This window comes from Herbaspirillum sp. CAH-3, assembly GCF_009668275.1.
Classification (GTDB): domain Bacteria; phylum Pseudomonadota; class Gammaproteobacteria; order Burkholderiales; family Burkholderiaceae_D; genus Herbaspirillum; species Herbaspirillum aquaticum.
In genome coordinates this window covers 12461-27175 of sequence record NZ_VSWE01000007.1, presented here as the reverse complement: position 1 = coordinate 27175, position 14715 = coordinate 12461, and the positions used below count along the sequence as shown (strand labels likewise).

4 protein-coding genes are annotated in these 14715 nt (G+C 62.0%); all 4 read right to left on the bottom strand.

Annotation, left to right across the window (positions count from 1 at the left end; all coding sequences use genetic code 11):
- Positions 1–2: 2 nt before the first annotated feature.
- The 4 genes from FYB76_RS10355 to FYB76_RS10340 all read right to left on the bottom strand — a co-directional run bounded on the left by FYB76_RS10355 (position 3) and on the right by FYB76_RS10340 (position 14521).
- Complete coding sequence (locus FYB76_RS10355) at positions 3–9089, bottom strand: Ig-like domain-containing protein (RefSeq protein ID WP_154133596.1); 9087 nt, start codon at positions 9087–9089, stop codon at positions 3–5.
- Between the two features lie 476 nt (positions 9090–9565).
- Positions 9566–11185: a centriolin protein gene (locus tag FYB76_RS10350; RefSeq protein ID WP_195724614.1), complete on the bottom strand. Its 1620-nt coding sequence runs from the start codon at positions 11183–11185 to the stop codon at positions 9566–9568.
- A gap of 49 nt (positions 11186–11234) precedes the next feature.
- Positions 11235–12395 carry an HlyD family efflux transporter periplasmic adaptor subunit gene (locus FYB76_RS10345; protein ID WP_154133595.1) on the bottom strand — a complete coding sequence of 387 codons (1161 nt, stop codon included), beginning with the start codon at positions 12393–12395 and terminating at the stop codon, positions 11235–11237.
- 26 nt (positions 12396–12421) lie between these two features.
- A complete protein-coding gene (locus FYB76_RS10340; RefSeq protein ID WP_154133594.1) occupies positions 12422–14521 on the bottom strand; it encodes an ATP-binding cassette domain-containing protein in 2100 nt (699 codons plus the stop codon).
- Positions 14522–14715: the final 194 nt, after the last annotated feature.

The following is a 14715-nucleotide window of genomic DNA, read 5'->3' as shown; positions in this document are numbered from 1 at the left end:
TGTCAACCCGGCAGTACGGTGCCGGGATTGACCGTCACCTGGAACACGTTGTAATGCAGCCGGTTGGGGTCGGCCGGGGCTGAGTTGTCGGCGTGGGCATAGGGGCCGCTGGGATCCGTCGTCCAGACGTAGTGCGTGCCTGCCGTATCCCCTGCGGTGGACGTCCAGAAGTCGCCGGCCAGTACGTCCTGTGCACTGATCGTGCCATTGGATCCCTTGGCACCCGTAGCGCTGCCCAGGGTGGGGGTTGATGCCCAGGCGAGGCTGTCCTTGTCCAGCAACCTGGCGCTGCCCTGGCCAGCAACCGTGAGCAACGTCAGGGTGGATTGCGCGTTCAGGTTGCTGATGTAGGTAGTGGCATCGGCGCGATCGATCGTGCCGTTGCCGTCCACGTCCAGCATGTAGAGATTGCTGCCGGTAGCAACCCGCTGCAACTTGGGGGCCGCGGCCGGATTGGCGAACCCGGTGAAGGTGATTGGCCCCTGGATCTCAAAATTGGCAGGTAACTGGGCGGTCTTCACTGCACTGCCCGTGACGGCCTCATCATTGCCTGCCCCGTCGGTGAAGTGCGCCACCGCCTTGATGTCCTTGCCTGCCAGATCCGAGCTCAGCACCAGTTTCGACGAGTCGCCGTTCTGGTAGTGGTCACTGGTGATGTCGCTAGTGACATTGGTCGTCTTGTCGGTGGTTTTCCAGGTGAAGGAATAGGTGGGGCTGAATGACGCACTATTGTCCGCATCCTGGATGTTGCTGGCTGCGGCCGTGAGGACCGTACCGATCAGACCGTTGCCCGACAGCGTGACATCGCCCGCGGCCGGATGATTGACGCCGGACTTGGGTGCAACCGTGAGGACGTTGCTACTACGAAAGGCCTCCTGATAGCCATCGTTGTCCTGGTAGCTGACATCAAGGGTAACCTGCTTGCCGTAGTCGGTCGATTTGATCTCATATTCCCGCGAGTTGGAACGCACGTCTCCGTCCACCCGCCAGGTGTAGTTGACCTCGCCGTAACCATTTGCGTCCTGCACTTCGGCATACACCCGATTTCCCACCTGCAGCGAAATACCCTCAGCAATGGGGGGAGCGTTGTCGGGGAGCTCGGGATCATAACCAAAGATCTTCACGTTACCAGGCTGCGGGCCCAAAAGAACCCTGAAGTCTAGGCTCTCGATTTTGTCAGTTTTTCCTGCACGGTCTGTGTAATTGGTTTCAAAGATAATCCGGCTGTTTTTCGTAATCTTATGGGGCAGCGTGAACGAGCTTTCTGGATTCACGGAGTCAATGAGCACATGAGACTCCCTGTAGACCCAGCGGTCCGTTCGCAGCAATTGCGTATCTATGCCATCAGCATCGGTCAAGATGACCTCGACCTTGTCATCCCAGTACAAGACACGCTTGCTCTCATCGGCCATGTCAGCCTCAGAAAGTGCTTTGCCATTGACCTTGAATGTCAATTTCCCCGGGCTGTTCTGGGCAAGCACGGCAGCTGTCTGGAGCGAAGTGACGGTATCAGTCACACCAGCAAGATCGGTGTAGCGGGCCTCGACCGTGATCTTCTTGCCGCGGACGGCATCAGTCACCGCATAGGTCGCCGCGTTCTGGCCGGGCACCACTGCTCCATCCACGCTCCAGGTATAGGACACGCTGGAAGCGACCACCGTCTCAGGATCAATCACGGTAGCGGTCAGCGTATCGCCGACCTGCGGCGCATTGCCGCTGCCCGTGCCACCGGCGAGGGTGACGGTGCCGGGCTGATTGGTCTTGATGAGGAACGCGTTGCTGCCCACACCCTGATTGCCTGCGATATCGGTGTAGGAACCACCCTTGACTTGAATGCTGGGCGCGACATTGCTAGTCTCAGCCGGCGTAAACGTCGCCGTCCACTTGAAGTTGTTGGGCCCGGTGGGCGCAGTCAAGGAGCTCAGCACGCCGCCGATGACGGTAACGTCATCCTCAGTGAAGTCCTTGACCGCCTCGTTGAAGGTGAATTCCACATCCACAGCCTGTCCCGGACGTGCCGCCGACGTTCCCGCTTTGAGTCCCACCGCCGTAACTGTCGGCGCAGCGTGATCCCAGGTCACCGCACCCAGCGGGCCGCCCGACTGGCTCTTCACTTCTACGGGCTCACTGATCTTGCCCGCATAGCGTTGCTGCACCTTGAAGTTTTCATAGCGGCCGTTCAAGCCGGACGTATCGATCTCCAGCGTCTTATTGCTGGCCGTCAGCACCCCGCTACCAATGATCTGCCCCGCAGTCCTGGTGCCGTTGGAGGCCACCAGGTCAGCCATGACGGTCAGCCGCGCGTTTTGCTGGCCGTCGCCTATGCTCAGCGACAAAGTGTTTGCCGAAGTCGGATCGGTCCCCATGTCCTGGGCAAGCTTGACATCCGTGAGCGGCTTCAACGGTGTGAGATTGATGACCCTGAGGTTGCCCACGGCGGCAGGTGACACCGCGCTATAGCTACCCGCCACGCTTTGCAGGACCAGCTTGATGTCGCTGTACAGCGCGTTGGCCAGCGCGTTTTCCGGCGCGACATCGACGAAGTGGCCGTTAGTCTTCATATCTGCCGCCGTCGTCACGCGATAGGTCGGGACGACCGAGCCAGGACCGATCTGCTTGCGGCCCAGTACGATGTCGCCCGCATCGAAGGCATTGTTATTGTTCACATCGCGGAAAAGCACCGCAACGTCGCCTTCCCCGCCGCCAAGGAAGTTGAAACGCGGCGTCTGGATGCTGGTGCTGTAATCGCGTTGGAGCTGGCTGCCAGCGATCTTGCCATCATCGGGTTGGCGGAGATAGCCGGGAATCTCGTTTTCGGCCAGGGTGTCCTGGATGTAATCGAAGACCAGGCTGGATGCCACACCTGTGGGTGCCACCGTCGAAATGCTCATCTCGCCGGCCTCCAAGGTCTTGCCCAGCAGCAGCGCTTCGCTGGCGTTGCCGTTGACGCTGAATTGCCGCGCCGTCACGTTCTTGTAGGCGCCATCGGCCAGTGGCGTACCGCTCAAGGTCACGGTCTGGTTGGCGGCGGTGGCCGTGAAGCTCAGCAGTGTACGCGCGCTGCCGTTGTAATTCGCACTGATCGTGACGACATTGCCCACCGTCATCCCGTCCAGATGGAAGCTGGGCAGGGTGGCATTGGTGAGGCCATCCTTGTCGGACAAACCGGCATCGCTGGCCGCATCCAGCTGGAAGGCGCTCAGCTTGGCAGGACGCGTGGTATCAACGGTGATGGACCTGACCGCGCTGAGGTTGGCGCTGTCGCCTGGCACGGTCAGGCTCAAGGTGTTGCCGGCGAGGTCCTTGGCGGCGGTGCTGTCAACGCTGATGACCTTCAAGCTGGCGCCGTTCTGCCCGGCCAAAACGGTGTAGGGGCCTTGCAGTTGGGTCGGGTCGCTGGCATCCCGTTCCAGCGTGGCCTCACCGCCATTGCTCAAGGTGACTTTTACCGTGGCCCCCGGACGCAGTGCTTCGGAGACCTTGGCCTTGATCATGAGGACATTGTCGATGATCAGCGGCTTGTCAGCGACAGCGCTGAAGCTGGTGATGGTCGGCGCGACATTGTCCACCTTGACTGCCGGGTTGGGTGCCACCGCCGTGTAGGCCAGGTTGGCAGCGTTGCCGGCCAGATCGGTGATGCTGGCACCGTTGAGTTTCAGGCCGTCTGCTGCGATAGAGACGCCCTGGGGTGCAGCATCGTCGTCAGCGCCCAGGGTCCAGCTGAATTTGAGGGCGTTGCCGTTGCCGCTGCCGCTGACGTAGGTCGCCGCATAGTCCCTGTTCCCGACCTGCAGTTTCAACGTCGGGCTACCGGCGCTGGTATCGACCGAGACATTCTCGTTGAAAGTCACCGTCACGATGAGCTTGTCGCCCTTGCGGTACAGCCCTTCGCTGCCATGGGCATCCGCGGCGGCACTGACCACCACGCTGCTCACCACCGGTGCGTCGGTATCGACCTTGATGCCGGCATTGAGCGGGCTGCCGCCATAACCAAGCAGGGCGTTGTTGCCGGAGACATCCGTAATGACCGCTCCTCCCAGCTTGAGGGCATTGGCGGGAATGACGATGCCGACCGGCTCCTTGTCGCCGGCAGCTACGGTGTAGGTGAAGTAAAGGAAATTCTTGTCATCTGCATCCGTACGATCCCTGAAGGTCGCCGTGCGCTCCTGGCCGCCGATGATCAACGACAAGGTCGGTTTTCCACCCGAGGTAATGATGTCGACGTCTTCGCTGAAGACTACCTTCGCCGTCAGCGCGGCACCCGTCTTGTAGAGGCCGTTCGGGGCGGGCGCAGCTTCAACGCTCGCCGTGACGATGGACGGGGCCACGTTGTCGATCTTGAAGTCAGCGTTGGCAGGCTTGGCGGCCTGCCCCTGCAGGTTGGCCGCATTGCCGGCCACATCGGTGATGCTGCTGCCAGCGGGCAGCTTGATGGGGTTGGCTGGCAAGGCCACGCCGGTGGCCGCGTTGTCACCCGGGGCGACGACGTAGGTGAAGATGGCGCTGCGCTTGTCTTCGCTCAGCTTGCTGAAGCTGGCCACACGCAGCGCGGTGCCATCCAGATTCAGGTCCAGCGTGGGCGCGCCGGTGATCTTCATCATTTCATTGAAACTGACCGTCACCGAGAGCGTGTCGCCAGCGTGATAGTAGCCAGACTTTCCGGGATTGCCCGTCTTGACCGTAGCGCTGAGCGTGATGTCGGTAATGCTAGGCGCAATGACATCGACGGTCTGGGTGGCGATGCCCTCCTGGTTCGGCGTTCTGTTGCCGAGAGCGTCGCTGGCCAGCGCGAAGCTTGGCGAAAACTGTTGAACGTAATTCAAGGTGACGAGCGTATCCGCCGTGGCACTTGATCCTGGCAGTTGCGGATCGACGGTCACCTTGTAGCGCTGCCTGGACGCATCCAGCGCAGTAACCGACTTCACCGTACCGTTCCGGGCTGTGAAGTTTCCTGTGGACAGAGATCCGCTGGCGATATCCAAAGCTTCATCGAACTCGACGATGAAGTTGATCGGTTCATTCTTCACCGGTCCGTCGACCTCCGGCCTCGCCTTGATGCGCGGCGCCAAGGTGTCGATGGCTTGGGTGGCCAGCGTGATGCCGGTGGCAACCGGGTTCCCTGCCCGGTCAATAAGGGGCGTGGCTGAGCCGGACTTGATGCTCAGGCTGACCACGCCGGATGCAACCTCAGCAGCCGGGGTGACGCTGACCTTGTAATTATTGCTGCCCGTAATCGACACCACCTCGGTGACCGTTCCGTTGACCGCCGTGAAATCGTCTTTGGTCGGCGTGTTCTTGAGCGGCTCATCGAAGCTGACAACGAAATCGAAGGGCCGATTGGTGACTGTTCCAACCGGGTTGCTGGCAGCCGAGGCCGTCGGGGCCTTGATGTCCAGACCGAAGGTCTGGACTGCACTGGCCGGGCTGACGTTGCCGGCGGCATCCGTGGCCGTGGCGATGATATTGAATCGTGTCCCGGCAATGCCGGCCAGCTCGTCTGCAGTAGGCTTGATGGTCTGATCTTCTCCGGTCGCGGTCAGAGTCTTGGTATACCCGCTGCTGGCAGGGTTGTTGGCGTTCTTGATGGTGACGGTGACGGTGCTGCCGGCTTCAGCCTTGATGGTAAAGCCTCTGGTCGTAGCCGCGTCCAGACTGTAGGTAGGCTGTCCGTCGATCGCCGGAAGATTGGCAGGCAAGACCACGGTTGGCGCCAAAGGCGCGATGGTATCGATCTTGACCGATTGCGGCCCATCTGCGCCGGTGAGCTGGCGTGTGGTCACAATGTTGCCGGCAACGTCTTCCAGTACATCATCCGCGTTGAGCAGACTGTCCACCTTGAACGAGCCCCCCACCGCATCTTTGTCGATGTTCTGTTGCACTACGTACTTGAACTTCAGGATGGAACTACCCAGACCGTCGACCAAATTCGCTTTGGCGATCTCGCTGGCCTGAGGTACGACACCGTCTGGCTTCGCAGGAATCAGCGCAACAGCCAGTTGTGAAGCAAGCTTCCCTCGCCTGAGGAAGACCTCCCGGCCAAAGTCGACCGAGACTTCGATGATGTCGCCCTGCTTGTAAAAGCCCTGGGCGGTGGCGGGTGCGGTGCTGGTGATATTGAGCTTGAGCGGTTTATTGACGTCAAACGGATCCAGATACGTGAGCTGCAGGCTATTGTGGTCCTTGCTGTCATTGCCTGCCGCATCGCGGACGCCCGCGTAAAGCGTATTGACGCCTGCTGTCAGCTTCTCGCTCAGCTTGATCTGGGCGCCGCTCTCAGTCGCATCGCCCGGCAACGTCGTCACTATCCCCTGGCCGACCTGTTTCGTATGCGCGGCATCGGACCAGAGGGTGATGACAGAACCCTGCGAGCCTCCCTTCACGAGCACTTCCGGAGTGGCGCTGTTGATGATGTTGTCGGAAGTATTGCGGCCAGTATCGTTGCCTGCGGCCAGGCTCACGGCGGTCGGTGCAAGAGGCGCCTGCACATCCAGAATGAATTTCGCCTTGTCGCCATTTCCTTCGAAGGACAGCTTCTTCCGCCGGCTTTCATTGCCAGCCGTATCAAGTACATAGGCGGTCAGCTTCAGCGCCACGCCGTCCTGGAACCCTGCCCTTTTCGCAAAGGCGTTGAGATTCTTCACCACCTCGTCTTTATAGTTGGATTCGGTGAAGCGTGCCGTCCCATCGGCATTCAGGATGGTTTCGGCAAGAATCGAGTTGGCGAAATTCGTGCCGCTATTGGCAGGACCATCAGCCGAGACCATCAGTCTGACCGTGGCGCCGGTGTCCTGGGAATCAAATTTCTGGTTGGGATCGACCGAAATGCTGAATTCCTGCTTGATATTGCCGGTCACCACGGAGTAAGCATCCTCGGGGCGGTTGCTGACGATGGCATTGAGCGCACCGGCTGTCGGAACATCATTTGCCCGGCGCATGCCAGTGCCGTCATGGGCGGGGGGATTGGCTATCGTCAGCAGGGGATCGGCCGGCGGCTTGCTATCCACCTCGAAGGTGGTGTTCAGTTGCGTGCTCACGCCAATGGCTTTGGCGATGTTGTTATCGAGCACCGGCTGATTATCCCGGGTGAGCCAGTTGTTTGTACCATTCGGTTTGAATAGGTTGGCGCCGCCATCGATGTTGATGTAGCTGCCATCGGCAAACTTCAGCGCGTTCTCCGGAATGCTGATCGTCCCCTCCAGGTCACGGGTGGACGGTTTTGAGCCATCGCGCGGCGCCCCCAGCTTGAGCGAGAAACGCAGCACATCGCCGCCATTGGCATTGGCATTGGACTGGGGCGGTACGTAGTCGGCCTGGAAGGTCTTGCCCGCGATCACCACGTCCAGCGTGGGAGCCGCACCGCTCCACGAGATTTTGGACGGCAAGGTCAGCGCGATACGCACGGAGCTGGCCGCCGAATCGGTCATGCCGTTGAATTTGTTACTGGCAGGGACCGATTCCAAAGCGAGCGGCGCCAGGTTCAGGCTGATCTTGGCACCGGCGGCCACAAAGCCCAGCGCACTGCCGGTGGCGCGCAGCTGGAATGTGGCGTCCACCGTAGAGTACGTCTCGTAGTAGCTGACACCCAGGCCGGCATTGCTCTTGGCCGGCAACAGGAAAACGGAATCATCGGTTGAGGACGGCTGAGCCGCCCGCGTTCCTTTATCGTCGATCTTGGCCGGATCGTCGATGTGGGTGGGAACGATCAGGGTGAAGTAGCCGCCCCCCTTGTTGCCAGGCGCGTTGACACTGTTATGGACAGCGTCAACATCCTTCTGCGTCAAGACATAGTCATAAGTGAAGATCTTTGCATCCTGGACCGGCTTGCCGTCGGCGCCCAAGCGGATGAATTCGATGCGCAGGCTGTCCCCCGCCTTGACCGAGTCAGCGGTATTGATCTTCAGCGTCAGACCGTCAGCAAAGCTGGCAGCACTGATGCTGGCCTCAACACCGGGTGCGGGTACCTTGCCGGCTGCGGGCGTTTCTTTGCCCTTGTCGATGTTGATGTAGGGTACCTGCGCACCATTGGCGCCAGCGCCATCGATGCTGGTGGCGTTGTAAAGTCGGGCGGCACCTTCATCGATGCCCACCGCAATCTCGGTAGCGTTATCCGCACTGCGAACGGTGGCCGAACGGATCTTTTCCAGATTCAATACCAGCTTGCCGTCTTTTTGCTCAAAGGCCGTTGCCAGGAGCTTGATCGCCTCGCCCAATGCGTCATCGCTGGCCACGCCTGCGTCGCGCTGGGCCTGGGTCATCCCGGCCAGCACGCCCAGTGCCAGGCCGTAGTTCTGGCTGTCAGGCGTGAGGATGGCATTGCCACCGCCCCCCAGGAAACTCGGCAGCACGTGCGCCAGGTCGCCGGCGTTGATGCCAAAGGCCTTGGCCACGGCAGCGTGGATGGCCTCGATGTTGGCCGCCGACAGATCCTGGCCGATGCGGCCAGCGGCCAGCGTGGTCAGCGGGTTGACGGTGACTTGCTGGTCGGAGGTGACGTTGCCGATGATTGCTACCATGTCGGTCGACCCCAGGGTCAGCGGGCCGGCGACTTCATCGCGATGGTCAGCGCTGCTGCCGGTATCGCGGATGACCACGCGCACCATGTCCTGCGCGGTGACCTGTGTCTTGTCGACCTTCAAGCTCATGCGGCCAAAGCGGTCCACCGTGGTGGTGCTGGTGATGTCCTGCCACTGGCCGCCGACCCATTTCTGGGCGATGGCGCGCACCGAGGCGCCTGCCATGAAGCTGCCAGCCGCAGGGGTGACGGTCAGATTCCAGGTGTTGCTGGGGACGGCCGGGGTACTTCCCGCATCGGCCGCGTCATTGGTTACGCCATTGCCCGCACTGCCGCCACCGCCACGGGAGGCCAGGCCCAGCAAGGCCAAGGCGCCGCCACCGATGGCCAGTGGCAGCTTCCAGTCCTTGCCGAACATGCTCTCGAACCAGTCGGCGCCGGATTTCTCGCGCGCGCCGGGCAAGGGTGCGGCCTGGCGCAGCAGTTCTTCGCCGACGCTCACCGGAGCATCGGCGCCGGACTGGCCGGCTGCGGCCTGGCCTCCGGAAGAAGAGCTGCCTGCCTGGGCCAGCAGCAAGCGCGCGTCGTCCTGCCGTGTACTGCGCGCGAGATCCTGCGCGGCTTCATCCTCCTCTTCACTCGCCTCGCCCCGGCGCACCGACATGGCAGCATCGGCGCTTTCCTGCGCACGCGCAGCGGCCTCGGCTTCGCTCAGCTGGTCCATGTCATTCATGGCCGCGAGGTCGGAGACCGGCTCGTCTTGCGCAGCCTCCGGCCGGTCCTTGTCGCGCTGGCCAGCCTTGGCCGATTTGCCAGACTTGCCGGTGACGGCGACGGTGCTGCGCCGGGCTACCGGCATGATCAACGGGAGCGGGGCAGAGCCCAATTGCTTGTTGCTGATCGGGTTGGTTGCATCCTTGTTTTGATCATTGGACATACGAAGCGTGCTTTCTCTTTGGTCTATGAAAGGAGTAATGAATGAAATAAGTGACGAAACCGGCGCGCCAGACAGGCAAGGGCCAACTTCGCGTTGGCCCCTGCTGCTACTGCGGCTCAGGAATGGCTGTCGGGATCGTCACCGGAAAGTCGCTGCAGCTCTTGCTGCGGCGCAGGCTGCGCATGCGGTTCGGGCTTGCTGGCCAGGCCCTTGGCCTCGGCGATGGCCCACTGTGCGGTACTGGCGAGGTTGATATCGAGCTTGTCGATACGGGCGATCACATCGATCAACTGTGGCTGCAGCTGCTGGCCTTGCTGCAGCAGTTGCGCACCGACCGTTTCTACCGCCACCTGGGCGCCACTGGCACTGCTCTGGATGCCACCGAGGACCACCCCTTGTTCGCGTTGCTCGCGCAGCGTGGCGTCGATCAGCTCGCTGACCTGGCGCAGATCCTGGCCCAAGCCGTTGCGCAAGCTGTCGGCGTGCTCGCGCATCGCCTGGCGTGAGAGTTCGGCATCTTGGGTGGCGGCGGCGATCAGGTCGCTCAGCTTGCGGGAAATGCTGCGCTGGTCGTCGTTCACTTCGCTCTGACCGACGGCCAGGCTGGCCAGATGGACTTCCATGGCGCGCACGCTGGCCAGCAAGCCCTGATGCGCCTGCTGCGTGTCTTCGAACTTGTGCACCATGGCGGCCAGGCGCTGCTCCATGGTGGCGGCGATGTGCTCCAGTTGCGGGCGATCCTGGGCCTGGGCGGCGGTGCGCTTTTCCAGTCCCTCCAGGCACTTGACCAGCGGCTCGCTGGCCTGGCGCATGCGGGATGAGGCCAGCAGGATCGCTTCGGTCTGCTGATGCATTTCGGCGCGGATGGCACGAATTTCCTGCAGCTGGACCTTGCCCTCATTGAAATCGGCCTGGGAAGGCTGCGCCCCTGCCTCTCCTTGGGCGGGAACGCAGACCGCATCGGCTACGCTCATGTAAGCGGCTTCGGCACGGCTGCACAGCACACGTTGCAGCTTGCGGGTGGCCAGCAGCTGCACGTTGTTGACGATGGAACCGCCCAGGCCCAGCAGCGAGGCGACGAAGGCGTCGCCCATGCCGGCCAGGGGGCCGCTCATCTTCTGGAAGAACTGCGCCATCATGTCGCTGCCTTCGGTGCCGGCCACGCCGAACAGGCCAATGAGGGCAGCCACTTCCTTGAGGGTCACGATCAGGCCCAGGAAGGTGCCGAACAGGCCAAGGCCGATCAGGGTGTTGGCGATGTACTGGACCAGGGTGGTACGGCGCTGGATGCTTTGGGCGAAGTTGTCGGCCTGGTGCTGCAGGCGCGCCGGATCATGGACCAGCGCCTCGCCATCCTTGCGCAGCAAATTCTGGAACAGTGCACGCACGTCCTGGCCGGCAGGAATGCTGTTGAGGCTGTCGTCCAGATTGACCAGCCTGGTCTTGCGGTCCTGGTTTTCCGACGACCTCAGGCGCCGGGTCAGAAGATCAAGGGAGCGTGCCTCTCCCAGAAAGCGCCAGGTCTGCCAGATGGTCATCAACTGGCCGCAAACGGTGACGGCGACCAGCAGCATGACGAAGAAGGGGTTGGCCACGTGCTGGATCAGCTGCATCACGCGCTCGTAGAGCCAGATGTTGACCAGCACGTACATGGCGAAGACCGCCAGCGTGCCCGCCCAGGGCAGCAGATAGGCCGGATCGGGAGCGGGTTGCTTGGGCAGGGTGATGGGTTTCATTGGATTTTCCTTGTAGTAGGTAGAGGTGGGGCAATCGCGGGTTGGCTGCTTAGCGCTCGCCCATCGATTCCTGAAGTGTCTTGGCGATAGGCTTGACCAAGAAGGACAGGACGGTACGGGTGTTGGCCTTGATTTCGACGGAGGCGGTCATGCCGGGCTTGACATGGATGGCACTGGCTTTCTGGCCCTTGAAGACGGCGTCCTCCAGCGCGATGTGCACGCGGTAGTACGGCACGGCGCCCTGGCGAGTTTCGTCCAGCAAGGTATCGGGACTGACGTAGACGACCTGGCCATTGAGGGTGCCGTAGATCGAATAGTCATAGGCATCAAGCTTCACGTTGGCCTGCTGGCCGGTCTTGACGTAGGCGGAGTCGGCGGTAGAAACCTTCACCTCGACGATGAGGTTGTCCACCGGCAGGATCTCCATGACCACGTCGCCCGGACGGACCACGCCGCCGATGGTGGTGAGCTTGATGTTCTTGACCACGCCATCGGCCGGCGCCCGCAGCTCGGTATGCTCCAGGACCTGGCTGCGGTCTTCGAGCTGCTCGCGCTGGGTGTTGAGGTCTTCCTGGACCTTGGTCATGTCGACCAGGGCTTCCTGGAAATACTTGTTGCGCTTGTTGTTGATCTGGGCGCGGATGTCGGCCACGTTGCGCTGCAGGCGCAGCACGTCAGCGCGGCCGACGTCGCCGGTCTTCTCCAGGTTGCGGTTCATCTCCAGCTCTTGCGAGGCCAGGCCGAGCATGTCATGCAAGGCTTGCAGATCCTGGTCGATCAGGGCCTTGCGCTTGACGTAGAGGTCTTTCTGGTTGGCGATGTATTCCTTGTAGTCCAGCAGGTCCGGCTCGAACACCAACGGCTGTCCGTAGACTTCGGCGCGCAGGCGTGCCAGGCTGATGCGCAATGCGGCCACCTTGGCGCGGCTGTCGTTGAGCGAGGTCTGGATACGGTCCTGCTCCAGCACCATCAGCAACTGCCCCTGCTTGACGGCCTCGCCCTCCTTGACCAGGATCTGCTTGACCGGTCCGCCATCAGGTGCCTGCACCGACTGCGTACGGGAAACGGCGATCACCTGGCCTTGCGCCCGGGTGACCTGGTCGATGGGGCTCACGGCCGCCCAGACCAGCAGCAAGACGACACTGAGCATGGACAGGCGCAGCATCCAGCGCGCCGACACAAGGGGGTGGCGGGAATCAGGTTTATTCATTTTCAAGGTCATGGTCATGGCGGGCCTCAGGCGACGACGGCATTGCCCGCATCGGCGGTATCACCGCGCAGACGGGCCAGGACGGCATCGCGCGGGCCGTCGAGCACGATGCGGTTGCCCACCACCACGATCACGCGTTCGACCATGGGCAGGAAGGCAGGCTTGTGGGTCACTACCACCAGGGTGCGGCCACCGCTGATTTCTTCATTGAGCACGCCCAGGCAGTGACGCTCCAGTTCTTCATCCATGGATGCGGTGGGCTCGTCGAGCAGGAAGATGTCAGGACGGCACAGCAGCAGGCGGGTGAACGCCACCAGCTGGCGCTGGCCGCCGGAGAGGCCGCGTCCGCCCTCCTGGATCGGCAGGTCCAGTCCCTTGGGATGGGCCGAGACCAGGCGCAACAGGCCGGTCCGCTCCATCACCTGGCGCAGGACTTCGTCACCCGGATCGGGCAGGCCGATCAGGAGGTTCTCGCGCAAGCTGCCCACGAAGAGGCGGTGGTCTTGCTGGAGATAGCCGATGTGCTGGTTCAGCGTCAGGCGGTTGATGTTGGCCATGTCCAGGCCATCGATCAGGATGCGGCCCTGCTGCGGGCGGTAAAGACCGGACAGCAGGCGCAGGATGGTGGACTTGCCGGCGCCGATCGGTCCCAGGATGGCGACCCGCTCGCCGGCCTTGATGCTGAGCTGGTCGATGCTCATGGCATTGAGCAGGCTGCCGGCATAGGTGAACTTGACATCTTCGACGCGGAATTCGCCGCGCAAGGTATCGGGCGTCAACTGGCGTTCATTGCCCTGGTCGGTCTGCAGCGCGTAGATCTTTTCCAGTCCTGCCAGGGTGGCCTTGGTATGCGCACGCTGCACCATCAGGCCGGGAATCATGGCCACCGGGGCCAAAATGCGGCCGCCCAGGATGGAGCAGGCGATCAGCGCCCCCATGGTGATCTGGCCGTTGATGACCAGGAAGGAACCGACGATGACGGTGGTGGAATAGCTCAGTTGCTGCAGCATGGCAGCGATGTAGCCGGCATGGTCGCCAATGGCGCGCATGGCCATGTCGCTGCGGATGGATTCGGCGCTCACGTCGATCCAGCGCGAGAGGAACTTCCAGCCGCCGGAACCGGACTTGATGGTCTCCACCCCCTCCACCGTCTCCACCAGCAGGCCGGTCTTGAGGTTGGAGGCGGCCGCGCTCTTGTCGGCCAGGCGCACCACCTTGCGATTGGAGAGGTAGCCGATGCCGATGGCGGCCAGCCCGAATACGGTCGGCACCAGCGCCATCCAGGGGCTGGCGATGAAGGCGATCACCAGCACGAACAGCAGGCCCAGCGGCAAGTCGACCAGGGTGAAGAGCGTTTGTGAAGTATAGAAGGAGCGGATTTGTTCATATCCGCGCAACTGCCCGGCCAGGCTGTCGACCGAACCTGGCAACTGGTCCACGCGAACCGACAGCAAGCGTTCGAAGAGCGCCTGCGACAGCTTGGCATCGAGGCCGGAGACCACGTTGTCCATGATGTGGGAACGCGCGAACTTCATGCCCAGCTCGAAAATGATGGCCAACGAGACGCCGATGGCCAGCACGATCAGCGTGGCCACGCCGTGCGTCGGAATGACGCGGTCATAGACCTGCATGGAAAAGATCGATGCGCCCAGCGCAATGACGCTCATCACCACCGAGGCGATGACCACTTCCAGGAGAATGGGCCGGTACTCGGCGAGTGCTTCCTTGAAGACGCGTTCAAAGCCGTGCTGGTCCGGCTTGTTGCCGAGGGCAGAGAAATCGAGCTTGTAAGCGCCCTCCCCCAGTTCGCTGTCGCTGACCAGGGCATGGCCCTCTTCACTGATGAAGATCCAGCGTCCATCCGGACGCTGGTCGACGATCACGCCCCAGCCACGTTCGCCCACCACCCCCAGCATGGGCAGCTGCGCGCGGTCCGGCTTGGCCAGATGCTGCGACTTGGGCAGGCCCAGGGCAGCACAGAGGCTGTTGATGTCCATCGCCGCCACGCCATTCTTGACCATCGCTTGCGTGATGGCGGCATTGAGCCGGACGCTGTCGATCACCACGCCGTGGCGCCGTGCTGCGGTCGTCACGGCCCATGAGAGGGAAGAAGCCAGTTCACTCATTGCAAGCCTCCTGCCAAGCGAAATAGGCAGCTGGCCTGCAGGGTGGCGACACCAGCCACGACCTCGATAGCGGCAAGAGGCGGAGAACTGGAACGGGGATGAAGATTCATTCTCATGGCGATTCGTTTGGTTTGATATCAGTAGCGACGATCGGCCTTCCTTCTCGGGAAGGACTGTCGATGGCGCGTCTTCGG